Source organism: Clostridium zeae, from assembly GCF_017312485.1.
GTDB classification, from domain to species: domain Bacteria; phylum Bacillota; class Clostridia; order Clostridiales; family Clostridiaceae; genus Clostridium_AR; species Clostridium_AR zeae.
Genome location: NZ_BMBA01000009.1, coordinates 7,154 through 24,291, shown reverse-complemented (window position 1 = coordinate 24,291; position 17,138 = coordinate 7,154). Strand labels below are relative to the sequence as shown.

Here is a 17,138-nt window from a genome sequence, read left to right as displayed (position 1 = left end):
TATATTTTTCAACATATTATTCCATATATTTTATACACTCTATGTTGTATTTTAAAGAATATTGTAAAACAACAGCCTTTAAGGTAAAAAGATTGCTGAAGCTAACAGCAAAAAAACACCTAGGTAAACCTAGATGTTTTTATTGCAATAAGATTAACTTGAAATAATCTCACTCTGGTAAATATTATTTTGCCATATTGAACACTTCAAGATTTCTTTCTTCAACCTTACTTGTTTTAACTTTCACTAAAGCATTAAAGGTATCTAATGCTGTAATAACTCCTATATTTCTTTCTATAGCTGCTCTTCTTATATGGAAGCCATCTCTTTTTGAGTCATTACCTTTAGTTGGGGTATTTATAACTAAATCAACCTCTTTATTCTTTATAACATCTATAATATTAGGATGATTTTCATTTAGCTTTCTAACTTCTCTAGCATCTATACCTGCAGATCTTAAAAGTTCAGCTGTACCTGAAGTCGCTATAAAATCATATCCAACATCAGAAAGTGCTTTTGCTATTGGAAGGAATTCTTTTTTATCATGCTTATTTATAGTAGCAAGTACAGTACCCTTTTTCTTACTTAGAGTATACATATATGCCCCTACAAAACCTTTATATAAAGCTTCCTCTAGAGTTCTACCCACTCCTAATACTTCACCGGTAGATCTCATTTCTGGTCCTAGAGATACCTCAACCTTCGGAAGCTTTTGAGTGGAGAACACTGGAACTTTAACAGATATTAAGCTTGGTTCTTTGTATACACCAGTTCCATACCCTAAATCCTTAAGTTTAGCTCCAAGCATTATTCTAGTAGCTATATCTACTATAGGCACTCCACTAACTTTACTTATATATGGTACTGTTCTTGAAGCTCTTGGATTAACTTCTATAACATAAAGCTCACCCTTAAACTCTATAAACTGTATATTTATCATTCCTTTTATTCCTATAGCAAGAGCCAATTTATTAGTGTATTCTAATACTTTATCTTTTATGTCTTGACTTAAATTTTGACTTGGATACATCGTTATACTATCACCTGAGTGCACCCCAGCTCTCTCCAGATGTTCCATTATTCCAGGTATTAGAACATCTTCTCCATCAGATATGGCATCAACTTCTATTTCTCTTCCCATAAGATATTTATCTATCAATATAGGATTCTTTCTATCTTTTTCGAAAGCATTGTTTAAATAAAACTTCAACTCTTCTTCATCATGAGTTATTTCCATACCTTGACCACCAAGCACATATGAAGGTCTTACAAGTACAGGGAAGCCAAGCTCTCTTGCTTCATTTACGCCTTCTTCAACACTCCAAATTCCTTTTCCTTTAGGTCTAAATATACCTAATTCTTCAAGTAAAGCATCAAACTTTTCTCTATCCTCAGCTAAATCTATCTGATCCGCTGTAGTTCCTAAGGTCTTTATATTTTTTTCTTTAAGGAACTTGGCAAGCTTTATAGCTGTTTGCCCACCAAATTGAAGTATTACGCCTTCTGGTTTTTCTTTTTCAATTATATTAAATACATCTTCTTCTGTTAATGGTTCAAAGTATAATTTATCCGATATATTAAAATCTGTACTTACAGTTTCAGGATTATTATTTACTATTATTGTTTCTATACCAATATTTCTAAGTGATTTTACGCAGTGAACTGATGCGTAGTCAAATTCTATTCCCTGCCCTATTCTTATAGGTCCAGATCCTATTACCATAACCTTTCTTCTATCACTTACTTCAACTTCATCATAAGTTTCATATGTTGAATAATAGTATGGAGATAAGGCTTCAAACTCGCCACCGCAGGTATCAACCATCTTATATACAGGTTTTATATTCCATATATCTCTCAATCTATAAATGTCATCCGGTGAAACTTCTAGAAGATCTGCAATCCCTTTATCCGAGAAACCTTTCTTCTTAAGTTTATATAGCCATTCCTTATCTAAATCACCTATTTTAGAGATTCTTAGTTTTTGCTCTTCATCAACCATCCACTTAAATTTTTCTAGGAAGAATAAATCAACACCTGTTATTTCAACAATTTTATCCATTCTATAATTTCTTCTAAGCATTTCCGCTAAAGCAAAAATTCTTTCATCATCAGGTGTTATTACTATCTCTTTTAATTCTTTCATAGAAAGTTCTCTAAACTTTTTAAACTCTAAGGAATACTTTCCTATCTCTAAAGATCTTATTCCCTTAAGAAAAGCTGATTCGAAATCGCTTCCTATAGCCATTATTTCTCCTGTAGCCATCATCTTAGTTCCTAAAGCTCTATCCGCACTTTTAAACTTATCAAATGGCCATTTAGGAATCTTAACAACTACATAATCTAATGAAGGTTCAAAACATGCATAGGTTTTTTGAGTTACTGCATTCTTTATCTCATCAAGGGCATAACCTAATGCCAGCTTTGCAGCAACCTTAGCAATAGGATATCCAGTTGCCTTAGAAGCTAACGCTGACGACCTTGAAACTCTAGGATTTATTTCAATTACTGCATATTCAAAGGATTGTGGGTTAAGTGCAAACTGAACATTGCAACCCCCTTCTATTCCTACCGCGTTTATTATATCTATAGAAGCACTTCTAAGCATTTGGTATTCTTTATCGGATAAAGTTTGACTAGGCGCTACAACTATACTATCACCAGTATGTATTCCAACAGGATCAATATTTTCCATATTACATACTGTTATGCAATTTCCGAAGCTATCTCTCATAACTTCATATTCTACTTCTTTCCAACCCTTTACACTCTTTTCAAGCAATACTTGACCTATAGAGCTTAACTGTATACCTAATGATAGAATTTCTTCCAGTTGTTCTTCATTATTAGCTATACCACCACCAGTTCCCCCTAGGGTATATGCCGGTCTTACTATTACAGGATAACCTATTGTTTTAGCAAATTCCTTTCCAGCCTTTAAGTCCGTTATTATCTCACTCTTTATAACAGGCTGGCCTATTCTATGCATCATCGCTCTAAATAATTCTCTGTCTTCTCCTTCTTTTATACCTTCGACAGAGGTACCTATAATTTTTACATTGTATTTATCTAGTATCCCTTTATCATAAAGTTCAACAGCTAAGTTTAGACCTGTTTGTCCGCCCATTCCCGCTAAAAGACTGTCAGGTCTCTCTTCAGCTATAACTTTCTCAACAAATTCTATAGTCAGCGGTTCTAAATATACCTTATCCGCAACTTCAGCATCCGTCATTATAGTGGCAGGATTAGAGTTTATTAGAACTACTTCTAACCCCTCTTCCTTAAGTGCCTGGCATGCTTGAGTTCCTGAGTAATCAAACTCTGCTGCCTGGCCTATTACTATCGGACCTGAACCTATTACTAGTACTTTTTTAATATCTTTTTTAATTGGCATAATGGCTACCTCCTAAGTGTTCTTCACTAATAGTTACTCTGCAAATTTTATGAACTCATCGAATATATAGTCACTATCTTTTGGTCCTGGACTAGCTTCTGGATGGAATTGTACAGAAAAAATAGGTAAAACTTCATGTTGCATCCCCTCTATAGTTCCATCATTTACACTTATATGAGTTGCCCTTACGTCCTTTGGCAGTACATCCACATAATAGCCGTGGTTTTGAGAAGTGATATAAACTCTATTTTTATCAATATCTTTTACCGGATGATTACAACCCCTATGTCCAAACTTAAGCTTCTTAGTTTTTCCTCCAAGACTTAGAGCTAATATCTGGTGTCCAAGACATATACCTACTATAGGCTTCTTTCCAACAATGTTCTTAACATTCTCTACTATATCTGATAGATCTTCTGGATCTCCAGGTCCATTTGATAAAAACACAAGATTTGGATTGACCTTCAATACTTCTTCTGCTGAAGTAGTAGCAGGAAAAATTGTGACTCTGCAATTTCTTTTTACAAAGCTATTTATTATATTTTGTTTAACACCAAAATCCATTATAGCTATATGTTTTCCACTTCCATAAAATTCATAAGTTTCACTTGTTGTAACATTAAAAACCGCATCTTTATTTGAATAGAGCTCGGTTTTCTTTAGAGCCTCTTCTGAAGAGATTTCATCTAATGTTATTACACCCTTCATCGTTCCATTTTCTCTTAATATTTTAGTAAGAGCTCTTGTATCTATTCCTTCAAGTCCAATTATTTTATTATTATTTAAAAAAGTCTCTATTTCTAACTCACATCTAAAATTACTTGGTGAAGCACATCTTTCTCTTACAATAAATCCTTTAACCTTAGGATAAGAAGACTCCATATCTTCAAGATTTATTCCGTAGTTTCCGATCAAAGGATAAGTCATAGTAACTATCTGTCCATAATACGATGGATCTGTAAGTACTTCTTGATACCCTGTCATTCCAGTATTAAATACTACCTCTCCAACACTTTCTTTTAGATATCCAAAAGCTTTTCCTTCAAAAACAATACCATTTTCCAATATAAGCTTTGCTTTCATTATAGTCCTCCTTATAATCCTTTAGGGAAAATACACTTGTACAAGCGAGGTTCCTGCCGAACTTACTCATGTATATTTATTAAATCATATTGCATAAATATTCGTCAATAACAATTTATGCATGTCTTTTATGATTTATTCTAATAGTAACTGTATACTTTTGCTTTGCTCTATAGGAGTCTGTTTTAAATATGCATTTAACCTTTCTATAAACTTTACTCTTTTTTGATCACCGCTAAAGATCACTATATAAAGCTCAACCCACTTATATATAATTTCAAGGATTATTGCATATAGATCTGTTATTAAGTTTATACTCGGTGAAACAAATATTGTATAAGCTTAACCTATTTAAACAAAACAAAAGGATATCTAAGAGATTAATAAAAAAACACTAATCTCTTAGATACCCTATATATTCAGCAGGATATTCAATTATAATCAAAGCTATTTGTTTAATTCCATGACAAAAAACGTATGCCATATAATCATACCCCTTTCTGGCCTCTCTGGACCAATTTAAAGTGTATTATCTACCTTATTATTTGTTATTTATATCTATTCTAGTTTAACCTATAGTCCATGTCAAGAAATAAAAGTTTTTTATTTTTCTTGAAATGATTAAAGATTACCCAAATGAGTAATCTTTAACCATTAACAATATTATACCTTGCCTATAGGTATTTGTAAGTTAAAATAACTTACCTTGTACTCTTTTTGTCCTATTGAGTCCATTATATTATTATCTATAGCAAGCATTTTGTCAATGTGATTATTATTATATAAATAAAGTTCCTTGCAACAAAGATAAGATTTAATTGTATATTTATGCATTTAATTTAGCGTTTGAGCACTTTTTTCCATAAAAGTAAGGTTTATATTACCCATTAAGTTAAGTATATTGTCTTAATATTTAGTAAAAACCTATATACTTTCATTTATTAATCTAGCCTATATACTAATAAGCTAGCTGCTTTTTTAATATTTTGTAACTTAAGTAGTATAAATTTCATATTCTTATAAAGAGATAAATTTTTAAAGGGAGATCAAAATGGATTTCTTTAATAATGATTACTTCAATCCAAATAGTCACTTTAGATTTTACGACGACGGAAGCAGTATAGATGAAGTTGGTGAATATGAAGTTGATGTTAGTTTTACTTATGCTCCAATATATGAGAGTTTAGAAGAGGATATGAGAGGCCCCTCTGATAGACCAACTCCACCTCCAGCTCCAGTAAATACACCTCCTATGGCTCCTCCACCTTCATTTAACCCTTCAAAGAACGACCCTAAGGCTAAAGTTCTTGCAGGCTCTCAATATTCTGAAGGACCTCAAGCTTATGGAGGACCACAAGTTCCAGGCGGTAATACAAAAGCAGTAAGTCCAGTATCTATACGTCCTTGCCTTTTTAGATACACTTATATATGGCAAAATAATGGAAAATCTTATTGGACTTATCTGACATCAGTAGATCGTTACTCAGTTTCTGGATGGAGATGGATGTTCTATAGATGGGTATATTTCGGCATAGATATAAGAAGAATAGATACATTTATATGCTATTAAATAATTATAAGGAGAAGAATATTTTTTTCTTCTCCTTATAAGCTTTAGTTTTTTATTATTATATATATGCAGATCCAATTCTAGTTTTTAAATCATTCCAATCAACAACATCATTAAACAAATATCCATTCCATGTCTTCTATACCCTGACAGTAAAAAATATATCCTGTTTCCTTATCAAAAATAATTATAGGACTCATATAATCACCAGCCTATTTATATATTACTTTTTAGAAATCCACTTATTATCCTTGATATAGAATCTCCAAGGGAAATGCACAGCTTCTTCTGCATAGTCTATACCGATTCTAGTAGTTTCAACAATATCCTCATCTGAGATGTTTTTGTTATTTAATGACTCTTCCAAATATAACTCATCATTTTCCGTCATATCTACCCAATTATCTTGTTTGTTTATTCCAAAAGCAATACATAGCTTTGATGGGCCATTTGTAAGTGCCTTCATTTGAGCATTAGTTAAGGATTCAATTGTTTTATTAAATCTCCTTTTAGCCATTTCTTCAATACCGTCTACAGGCTCTATTGCTCTTATGAGTACACCTTCTGCAGTTCCTTCTTCTTTTGTTATTATATTAAAACAATGGTACATTCCATATATAGAAAAAACATATACAATTCCAGGAGGTCCGTATAGCGGCTTAACCCTCTCTGTCATTTTGCCTCCATATGCATGGGAAGCCTTATCTATAGCACCGATATAAGCCTCAGTTTCAACTATTATTCCTTTTAGAAATGTTTCTCCTACCTTCCTTACTAACACTTTTCCTAGAAGTTCTTTAGATACTGTAATTGCATCTCTTGCATAAAAGTCTTTACTTATCTTCATAATACTCTCCCGTTGGCTCAAGGATAATTGGCATTGTCCATATACTATCATTAAAAATATAAGTTTTATGATTAATTATTCCCTATAATCAAGTAAATATTATATGAGTTTTACTTTTACAAACCTTAATTTACCGATTTGAATTATATCTCCATTACCTAACGAAACCTCAAAGCTATTGATAACTTTCTCTCCATTTATCTTTACTCCACCACCAGTTATAAGCCTTTTAGCATCATTCTTACTCTTACATAAACCTTTTTCAAATAAAAATGAAATAAAATCTTTATCTAAGAATTCAGCCTCTACTTTAAGTTCTTCTACATCTTTAGGAATACTTTTTTTCTGAAATATATTTATGAATTCTTGTTCTTCTTGTTCAGCGGCTTTTTCTCCATGGTATAAGCTAACTAATTCTTTAGCTAAGCTTATCTTAACATCTCTAGGATTTACCTTACCACTATTTAGTTTACTTTTAATTTCATCAATCTTATCTGGATGTATATCCGTAGTTAGTTCAAAGTATTTGATAATTTTTTCATCTGGTATGGACATAGTCTTTCCAAATATATCTTTAGCCTCTTCATTTATGCCGATATAATTTCCTAAACTCTTGCTCATCTTTTCTTTTCCATCTACACCTTCAAGTAAAGGCATAAATATAGCAACCTGGCTTTCTATATCAAAATCCCTTTGAAGCGTTCTCCCCATCAGTATATTGAATCTTTGATCTGTACCACCTAATTCAATGTCTGCTTTTAAACTTACAGAATCATAAGCTTGCATCAAAGGGTAAAAAAACTCATGAATAGAGATACTTTGATTACTCTCAAACCTCTTCTTAAAATCATCTCTTTCAAGCATTCTAGCCACTGTTGACTTTGCTGCTAGATTTAATACAGCTTCAAAATTCAGCTTTGAAAGCCATTCACTATTAAATCTAACTCTTGTCTTCTCTTTGTCTAATATCTTAAATATTTGCTCTTCATAAGTTTTCGCATTTTCTATAACCTGCTCTTTAGATAATTGTTTCCTGGTTTTTGATTTCCCCGTAGGATCACCTATCATTCCTGTAAAATCTCCTAAAACTATAACAGCTTCATGCCCAAGCTCTTGCATCTGTCTTATCTTTCTTAACACAACTGCATGCCCGAGATGTATATCTGGAGCTGATGGATCTAATCCAAGCTTAATAACCAATGGTTTATCTTCTTTAATTGATTTTTCTAGTTTTTTTCTTAAATCAACTAAGCTTATAATCTCGTCCGCTCCTTTAGAAATTATTTTTATTTGCTCTTCTATATTAATCATGTCAATCAAATTAAGTTCAAAAAGTTAGCTCCTTATTTCAGTTAAAAACTGTTTTTTATTATAAAAAGAATTAACTTTTACTTAACTTCCCTCCTAAATTTATTTAATTACTTTCTAAAATTTATTCAAATTAAACCACAAGCCCAATACTTCGTGGAAATAAAAACTTCATATCAAATAAATGTATACCCACATAAATGAATGAGCTTAATTTAACCAAACCTATTTATAAAATTACCTGCAGAATAACTTTATAACATTAATGGTAAACAAAAAATTTGCTAAAGAATAAAAAAACTCCCGCCATCTAGATTGCTCTAGAGGGCGAGAGTATAAACTTCGCGGTACCACCTCAATTTATTAATGCCTTACGACAATAACCTTTTCGAGTACGATGTAAAAACATGATACTCTAGCGCTATAACCTGCGCAGGATAGGGAAAACAGCCTACTACCTTATAAGGATTTGGTGTTCAGCTCATAGATGTATTCAAAATAAATTCTTTGCTTCTTCACACCAACCAGAAGCTCTCTTAAAAAGAAATATATTCTTACTCTTTCTACTCATAGCCTTTTTTATATTTTTTTATATATTATACTCAAGCATAGAAATTTATTCAACTATTTTTTTGAATAAATTACATAAAAAGTTTTTTAGAATCTTACAAACCCGCATTAATACTATATATTTATATAAATTTATATTTTTAAAATTTTATAATTATATAAACATAAGAATTTTTCTTATTACCACCATATATTTTTTACTTTTTCAAATCCTCTATAACTTCATCAACAGACTTTTTAGCTTGCTCTCCTGAAAGCATTGATTTTACAGTCAATACATTATCCTTTATCTCGTCATCTCCTATTAATATTACATAAGGAATTCCTAATTTATTTGCATAGTTCATCTTCTTTTGAAGCTTACCGCCCTCAAAATACACTTGAGTTATTATTCCAGCTGCTCTTAGCTTGTTTGCTGTTTCTAAGCTATAATTTAAGTCTTCATTCATCGGTATTATGATAACATCACAAAGAGTTTCTCTACCCTTAGATCTTAATAGTTTTGCCTCTCTTAACTGATAGAACAATCTAGTTAAGCCTATGGATATACCAACTCCAGGGAGCTTCTGATTTGTGTAGTACTCTGCTAGATTTTCATATCTTCCTCCAGAACACACTGACCCAATGGAAGGATAATCATCTAGTATAGTTTCATACACAGTTCCAGTATAATAATCTAATCCTCTTGCAATCTTTAAATCAATAATGTAATTCTTTTCTGGCACACCAAAGCAGCCTATATATTCTATTACTGACTTTAATTCCTTTAATCCATCTAAGAACACTTCATCTTCTACACCAAGCTGTTCTAAGGAATTAATAAGCTCAGTATTATTTCCTGAAAGCATTATAAATTTCATTATGGAAGTGACTTGTTCTTCACTTAGAGTGTTGGAAAGCTCATTTCTCACACTTTCTTCTCCAATTTTGTCTAGCTTATCTATTATTCTTAGAACCTCGCCAGCCTCAGCTATCCCTAGAGAGCTAAAGAAACCATTTAATATCTTCCTATTATTTATTCTAATCTTAAAGTTTTCAAAGCCTAATTCTTTAAATATGGAATATATAACGGCAGGAATTTCAGCATCATTTACTATACTTAACTTTCCATTGCCTATTATATCTATATCACATTGATAGAACTCTCTGAATCTTCCCTTCTGATTTCTTTCTCCTCTATAAACCTTCCCTATCTGATATCTTCTAAAAGGAAAATTTAATTCACCCATGTGTTGTGCTACAAATCTAGCAAAAGGAACTGTAAGATCAAATCGTAAAGATATATCCGTATCCCCTTTGTTAAATCTATATATTTGCTTTTCTGTTTCTCCTCCGCCTTTAGCAAGCAAAACTTCACTCTTCTCCATAATCGGGGTATCCATTGGTGCAAATCCGTATTTCTCATAATTCTTCTTTATGGTATCAAGCATAAAATTAAAATCAATTTGATCCTTTGGAGTCAGCTCCATAAATCCAGGTAATATTGATGGTTTAACAAAATTCTTTTCCATTTCTTCTCCTCCTGTTAATATTATTTGTTTGGAAAACAAAAACACCCACTAAGGATTTATACCTAGGTGGGTGTACTATTTATCCCTCAAACACCATAGATACAAAATCCTCAACAAGATTAGACCTGTATCTGTGGTTTTTTTAACCAAGAACAAGTCTTCTATCTATGGTAATGTAGTTTTACTTGTGAATTAAAACTTATATTAATCATAAATCACTATCTCCAAACTTAATTTCCATTATCTTAACATATTAGAATTTAATATTCAAGTTATAGATGTACCACTTCGAAATAAAATTTAATCATAGAATATTAATCTTATATTGATTCTATAATAATCAATATCTTATAATTATATACAGATTTTATTAAAAGTGATCATCAAAAATAATTTTTTAAATATATATCAAACTAAAGATCATTTATTAGTTTATTTAAAAGGACACTAAATCCAATATACTTTCATTTTAAAGGAGAAAAGAAGATTGAGAAAAGAAAAGAAAATCACACTAAGCAAAGAAAAAAGAGAGTCAATGATTTCATCCATACAAGAATTTTTCTATAATGAGAGAGATGAGGAAATCGGAAACCTAGCTGCATCTTCAGTATTAGATTTCATCGTTGAGGAGTTATCTTCCGAGTTCTATAATCAAGGAATTAATGATGCCTATAGATACATGAGCGAAAGAACGGAAGATATGCTTGGACTTCAAAAATAAGAAATTAATCTTATAATTCTCAACAGCCACAATATATATACAGGTTTTAGACTTATGCTACGTAATAAATTAATAAGATTACATTATAAAAGACTACTTACTTCTAAGAGTGTATAACTTAGTACGCATTAGAAACAAGCAGTCTTTCCATATATTCACGACATTATTATTAAATGCAGGCTAATATTTTTATTTATATATAGCCTTGATAGGATCCAATCTAGACGCTCTAATCGCTGGAATTATTCCAAAAATTATTCCTACAGTCACAGATGTAAAAGACGATCCGATCAGTATACCTGTAGTTAGTAGAGGTTTAAACGACATAAATAAGCCTACAATTAATGCAATTCCATATCCACCACCAATTCCCAAAATGCCACCAATACTAGTAATAAATATTGACTCAATCAAAAATTGCAGTAATATTGTCTTAGGTTTTGCTCCTATTGCGCGCCTTATACCAATCTCCCTTTTTCTCTCTGCCACAGATACATACATTATATTCATTACGCCTATTCCTCCAACAAAAAGCGAAATTCCAGATACAACAGCAATAAATAATGTTAATCCTCCTATTATTTTCTCAAATGCTTTCATAACAGATTGAGGATCACCTTGGATATATTTCCCTCTTAAATCAGGATGTAAGCTTTCTAGTTCCTTTTTTATCTCATTAAATACTGTACTTACATTATATTCCTGCTTTATTTTAATATCTATTGATGATATAGCTATATCATCTTCAAAATTCTTCATAGCAAACGATGGAATATAATCATACCCTAATGACAATCCATTAATGTCTTTGTTTTGTATTCCAATTACTTTAAAGATTTCATTTCCAATTTTTATACCTTTTCCAATTGATTGTGATAAATCCTCACCAAAAAGAGCCTTCGCATGATCTTCTGTGAGAACTATAACATAATTATTAAATTCATCATCTTCTTTAATAATAGTATCACCGAGTTCCAAGTTTAATTTTTCGTTATTATATTTATTTATCATCAATGATGTTTGTTTATCAAAAAAATTGGCCATCTCACTAATACCTAAGGATATTCCTAATCCCCCTGTGCTTTGACTAACTTTCTCTACTCCATCAATATTTTCTAACGTTTTAAAATCACTCTGTTGAAAAGGCGTAGACATATTGACAGTATTTAGATCATCTGGTTCAAAATCTATAGTAACAGTATTGATGCTTACGTTCTTAGTAGATTGATTTACTTCTGCTTTTAACCCAGCTCCAATAGATAAAATAACAACTACAGAACTTATACCGATTATTATCCCTATCATAGTTAAAAAAACCCTAAGTTTATGTGCACGTAAGCTTAAAAAAGCACTATATAATAATTCAACTAAATTCATAGATTATCCTCCTCACAGAAGATTCCCTCTTTAAGATAAAAACAATTAGTTGCATACTTTCTTAAATCACCATCATGAGTTACCATTATTATCGTCTTGTCTAACTTATTTAGGTCATATAACAAATCAATTATCTGAGATCCTGTCTTCCAATCAAGTGCTCCAGTCGGTTCATCCGCAAGAATTAAATCTGCTTTTGTTACAAGTGCTCTTGCAATTGACACACGTTGTTGTTGTCCCCCAGATAGCTCACTTGGGTAACTATTAAACTTATTCTCTAAGCTAACATCTCTAAGACTTTGCTTAACCATATCAATTCTTTCATTTCGTGAATATCCACCATGATAGAGTAAAGGAAGTTCAATATTTTGGGCTACATTCAAAGAATCAATAAGATGAAATTGTTGAAATATAAAACCAATATTTCTATTTCTAAAAATTGAACGATCCTCTTCATTTAGTTGTGTTACATCTTGATCTTTAAACTTATATGTTCCATCATTAAAATTATCTAGTAACCCAATAGTATTTAATAAAGTTGTTTTTCCACTACCTGACTTCCCCATAATTGTTACAAATGAGCCTTTATTAACAGAAAAATCAATCCTTTTTAATACTTCATATTGATCTTTATCATTTTCATACCACTTACATAATCCTTTAATTTCTAATAGTTGTGGCATCTACATTATCTCCTTCCTTAATGCTACTGGTTGGATTTGCAATAACCTTATCACCAAATTTTAACCCACTTTTTATCTTGGCATATGCCTTATTATAACTTTCATATTCAATATTAGCCTTGCTTAGTTTGTTATTATCTACAAGCCATACGTATGTATTATTATTATCATTAACAATAGCTGAAACAGGAATTCTAGGCACTTGATTTTCAGCAATAGTTATTCCTTGAATATGAAACCCCTGATAAAGATCTTTTTGCATATCTATACCTATATGAACACTATAATGTGAAATATTGCTATTAGATGCTCCTTGAACTCCACTAGCCCCACTATCTGTAGATGTTTGTACTGCGCTTTCAATTGGAGTGTTACTTATAGAATTAATTGTACCTTTTGTTTCTTCATTTGTTCCATATATATTAATATCAATAGATTGTCCAATTTTTAATTTCAGTATATCCTTTTCACTAACATTTGATACAACCTCCATTGTTTTGTTAGTTATTGTTAATATACACTTATTGGAATCAGGTGAAATTTGTACATTACCATCAAATGGAGCTGTAACAACTATATACCTTGCATCTTTCACCGAATTTATTTGTTGTTTCAAATTGGTTTGCTGTTGATAATTTTGATTAATTTGTGATTGTAATTCTACTACTTTACCATTCGCTGAATCATCTGTTTGAGACTTATCTGTTATACCTACTTGTTTCTTAAGTTTACTTTCTTCATCTTGTAGAGTTTTGAGTTGATCAATATATGTTTGATATTCTTGAATTCTCTGATCATTTTTATAAGTGTATAAGTTTTGACCCTTTTTTACATCCTGGTTATTACTAACACTTATTTTGTCAAGGCTTCCTTTGGTCGAATCTAAATAAAAATTTTGTTGTTGTACATATCTTACTTCACCATCCAAATATACATTTTGAGGTGCCGTTATTGTATATATACTATAATTTGATTCACTTTTAGTTACGCTTTTTTTAGAATCACATTCATTAAGCATTAAAATACTAATACTCATCAATATCGCAATAATCAAAAGTCTTTTTTTCATAATATTCCTCCAATGTATGTATTATAATTATAAATGCAATTTTTAAATTTATTCTATATACTTCTAATGTATGGATACATATCGTAACTAGAAAAAACATTTCATTATAATAATTCCATGATATGCTTAAATTAATACTTAATAAAAATGCTGAATTATCATGGATTTAGCTCTTTGATATCATTGATTCTATTATTCCTGCAATAAACATTAAAATAAATGAAGTAATTAATACAATTAAGATTTTTTGTATATCCAATTTATTAGTTTTTAATTTAACTTTACAGTATATTATATACAAAGGAATCAAGCCAATTGATGAAGCTAAAACCATTGCGGGTATTTCAAACATACCATGCGGAATGATCTTAGTAAAAAACTCGTAAACTGTGCAATGAGCTAATGATAATCCTAGTATAATACCATTTACAATTAAATATAATACAGTCGTAATGCTGAACGTTATTAATCCTGATATACTAAAGACTAATGCACTTGAATTATGCAAAATTAATTCTTTTGCAGACATAAATTTGGGTGAAGACTCGAAAGAAAAAAAACTACCATCCAAATTGTAGAGTATAATTCCTAGAAGCATGGCTAATAAATAAATTGTGCTAGACACACATACTAGCTTTTTTAACAAATTATCACCTCATAATTGAAATAAATTTTTAATTATAATCTAAAACTAATATTTAATATACTGTTTAATATTACCATCTTCTATGACAATCTGCTTATTACATAAGTTGTTTACTAATTCTATATTATGAGAAGTTAATATAATTATTTTTTTCTTCTCTTTAACCATTCCTTTTAGTATATCCACAATTAAGTCAATAGACTCATTATCAATTCCATTAAAAGGTTCATCTAATAATAGTATTTGAGGATCATCCACTATAGATAACAAAAAAGATAATTTTTGTCTTGTTCCCAATGATAATTCTTTGATTAGGGTATTTCTATATTTATTTAGATTAAGGATATTAATTATTTCGTCTATAGCCAAGGATTGTCCTTTATTTACAGAACATATACTCATTACTAAATATAACATCTCATCAAAAGTTAATAACTCATACAGAAACGTATCACTCTCCATATATGAAATTACATGTCTATTTTTTACACTTAATGGTTCCTCATTTATAAACACTCCATCACTAGGTAGAATCCCCGCAATTATTTTTAACAAGGTTGTCTTTCCTGATCCATTAAGCCCTGTAATACCTAAAATATCAGAGCTTTCCACAGATAGATTAATATCTTTAATCGAAAAGTTATCATAATTAAAGTTTAATTTCTTTATCTTTAAATTCATATTAAATGCCTTTCCATCCTAACCATATTTTTTTACGGAATAGTTGTTTTAAAATTATTAATAAAATACTAAATATAATAATTAATACAAAACTAATTACTAAATAATAAATTGTAATTTGAATTTTTTTTACATAAACATAAGCAAACATTGGAGTTGAAATACAAAATATTATAAAAAACAAACTTCCTCCAAATATGCTTTCATATATAGCAACTTCCCAATTATTGGATAAATCTTCGTTTTTATTAATCATAAAATTAGGACTAATTATGTTACAGATTAAGGATCCTAATGAATTTACTAATGCTGCAAAAAACACAATTATAACTAACAATATTTTTTCAAAACTAAAATCTATTATAATGAAAGGCATTATTATAATAAAATTAAATGTTGCTGATACTATGGAATTAGTTATAAATTTCGATTTTAATAAAATGTCAATATTATTATTAATTATACTATATCGTATAATTGGTCTATCAAATTCAACTCTACTTTGTAGTCCTAAGAAGACATAGATAAAATTATTTTGTAATATTATATTAATAACCAATATGTAATTTAGAAGTATCAATACTTCATTCATTTTATATATCTTTAGAGATAAAACTATGCCAAACAATAAACCAATTATTTTTATTCCATAGCTTATGAAAAAAATAAGTTTATTTTTTTCTCTTAGAAAAATATTAAGCTCTTTGAATATAAAAATATTATATTTATTCGTATATTTATTCAAAAAAACTCCTAACCTTTTATAACTATTTTTTAAACCAATCGATTTTGGCAGGAATATATTCATTTTAAAAACACCAAAATCAATCATTGCTACAATGAGAGTTATGATATTGATATAAAACACCAAGCTTTTTAACATAAATGAATATTTTTCTATATATATATCATGTTTGCTTAAATTGCAATACAACACAACTGCAATGAAACCTATAAAAAGATACAAAAAACAATTAAGTATATAATATATAACTTTATCAAAATAACAATCCTTTATGTATATAATAGTTATAATGAAAATCCTTATAACTAAAGGAGTAATAAAAATTATGCTAAAATTTATCGCAAGATTAAGTAAATTGTTGTATTTATATATTATATAGAGTGCAATATTGAACCCTATAAAATTCGGCAACATAACTAACACATGTGAATATAGATATTTACTTAATATTTTACTTAATAAAATTTTACTAGAATATTTCATGTACTTTTTGTAAAACTTAAAATCATTTTTTTTAAATAAATCAAAATATTCCTGTGCTATTTTTCTAAATGAAAAATAGCACATAAATATTAAAGAATATAAAATGCATACTTTTTCTATTAAATCATTATTATTGACATACTCCTTAAAATATAAATCTACAGATAAATATATACCTAAGAAACATACAGTCAATATGCAAAAAAACGAACAATATACTTTTATTAGCCCATTAAGACTTATATCTTTATACTTAAATCTTTGCAAAAAATTTCTACACTCTAGCAAAGAAAATAATAATATAGATTTCAACATATTTTTAACCTTTCTTATTAATAGACATCTTTATGGTTAAAAATGCTTCTATAATGGTTAATAACATAAATAATATTGAACCTAAAAAGAAAAAGTTCGACCCTATTGTCATTTTTAATGCAAATTTTAGTAACA

At 29.7% G+C, this 17,138-nt stretch carries 13 protein-coding genes and 1 other annotated feature; of the genes, 3 read left to right on the top strand and 10 right to left on the bottom strand.

Translation table 11 applies throughout. The features are described 5' to 3' along the window. Positions 1 to 184: 184 nt before the first annotated feature. Positions 185 to 3,394: a carbamoyl-phosphate synthase large subunit gene (gene carB, locus J3477_RS22880; RefSeq protein WP_206872562.1), complete on the bottom strand. Its 3,210-nt coding sequence runs from the start codon at positions 3,392 to 3,394 to the stop codon at positions 185 to 187. Positions 3,395 to 3,427: 33 nt separating this feature from the next. Continuing rightward, positions 3,428 to 4,477: a glutamine-hydrolyzing carbamoyl-phosphate synthase small subunit gene (gene carA / locus J3477_RS22875; RefSeq protein WP_206872561.1), complete on the bottom strand. Its 1,050-nt coding sequence runs from the start codon at positions 4,475 to 4,477 to the stop codon at positions 3,428 to 3,430. A gap of 1,051 nt (positions 4,478 to 5,528) precedes the next feature. On the opposite strand from carA, the gene J3477_RS22870 reads away from it, so the two are divergent. Beyond that, positions 5,529 to 6,047: a hypothetical protein gene (locus tag J3477_RS22870; protein ID WP_206872560.1), complete on the top strand. Its 519-nt coding sequence runs from the start codon at positions 5,529 to 5,531 to the stop codon at positions 6,045 to 6,047. Positions 6,048 to 6,270: 223 nt separating this feature from the next. Here the strand turns inward: J3477_RS22870 and J3477_RS22865 are convergent, their stop codons facing one another. From J3477_RS22865 to hisS, 3 genes are all read right to left on the bottom strand, one after another. Next, on the bottom strand, positions 6,271 to 6,894 hold the full coding sequence (locus J3477_RS22865) for a DNA-3-methyladenine glycosylase (RefSeq protein ID WP_206872559.1): 624 nt from the start codon (positions 6,892 to 6,894) through the stop codon (positions 6,271 to 6,273). A gap of 99 nt (positions 6,895 to 6,993) precedes the next feature. Next, positions 6,994 to 8,205 (bottom strand): tyrosine--tRNA ligase, encoded by a 1,212-nt coding sequence (gene tyrS / locus J3477_RS22860; protein ID WP_206872692.1) that lies wholly within the window; start codon positions 8,203 to 8,205, stop codon positions 6,994 to 6,996. Between the two features lie 317 nt (positions 8,206 to 8,522). Beyond that, positions 8,523 to 8,782 (bottom strand) — a binding site (T-box leader). A 187-nt stretch (positions 8,783 to 8,969) separates the two neighbouring features. Next, positions 8,970 to 10,283, bottom strand: a complete 1,314-nt coding sequence (gene hisS, locus J3477_RS22855) for a histidine--tRNA ligase (protein ID WP_206872558.1) — start codon at positions 10,281 to 10,283, stop codon at positions 8,970 to 8,972. Between the two features lie 487 nt (positions 10,284 to 10,770). Here hisS and J3477_RS22850 point away from each other — a divergent pair, with 487 nt between their 5' ends. Next, complete coding sequence (locus J3477_RS22850; protein ID WP_206872557.1) at positions 10,771 to 11,004, top strand: DUF2164 domain-containing protein; 234 nt, start codon at positions 10,771 to 10,773, stop codon at positions 11,002 to 11,004. 189 nt (positions 11,005 to 11,193) lie between these two features. On the opposite strand, the gene J3477_RS22845 is transcribed toward J3477_RS22850, so the two are convergent. The 5 genes from J3477_RS22845 to J3477_RS22825 form a co-directional block, all read right to left on the bottom strand. Next, complete coding sequence (locus J3477_RS22845) at positions 11,194 to 12,381, bottom strand: ABC transporter permease (protein WP_206872556.1); 1,188 nt, start codon at positions 12,379 to 12,381, stop codon at positions 11,194 to 11,196. Next, positions 12,378 to 13,064 carry an ABC transporter ATP-binding protein gene (locus tag J3477_RS22840; RefSeq protein ID WP_206872555.1) on the bottom strand — a complete coding sequence of 229 codons (687 nt, stop codon included), beginning with the start codon at positions 13,062 to 13,064 and terminating at the stop codon, positions 12,378 to 12,380. The genes J3477_RS22845 and J3477_RS22840 overlap by 4 nt, the downstream gene beginning before the upstream one ends. Continuing rightward, positions 13,042 to 14,133, bottom strand: coding sequence for an efflux RND transporter periplasmic adaptor subunit (locus tag J3477_RS22835; RefSeq protein WP_228731349.1), 1,092 nt, complete (start codon positions 14,131 to 14,133; stop codon positions 13,042 to 13,044). The genes J3477_RS22840 and J3477_RS22835 overlap by 23 nt, the downstream gene beginning before the upstream one ends. Positions 14,134 to 14,299: 166 nt before the next feature. After that, positions 14,300 to 14,779 (bottom strand): stage II sporulation protein M, encoded by a 480-nt coding sequence (locus tag J3477_RS22830; protein ID WP_206872554.1) that lies wholly within the window; start codon positions 14,777 to 14,779, stop codon positions 14,300 to 14,302. Positions 14,780 to 14,824: 45 nt separating this feature from the next. Further along, positions 14,825 to 15,460, bottom strand: a complete 636-nt coding sequence (locus J3477_RS22825) for an ATP-binding cassette domain-containing protein (RefSeq protein ID WP_206872553.1) — start codon at positions 15,458 to 15,460, stop codon at positions 14,825 to 14,827. A gap of 272 nt (positions 15,461 to 15,732) precedes the next feature. Here J3477_RS22825 and J3477_RS22820 point away from each other — a divergent pair, with 272 nt between their 5' ends. Further along, complete coding sequence (locus tag J3477_RS22820) at positions 15,733 to 15,984, top strand: hypothetical protein (protein WP_206872552.1); 252 nt, start codon at positions 15,733 to 15,735, stop codon at positions 15,982 to 15,984. Positions 15,985 to 17,138: the final 1,154 nt, after the last annotated feature.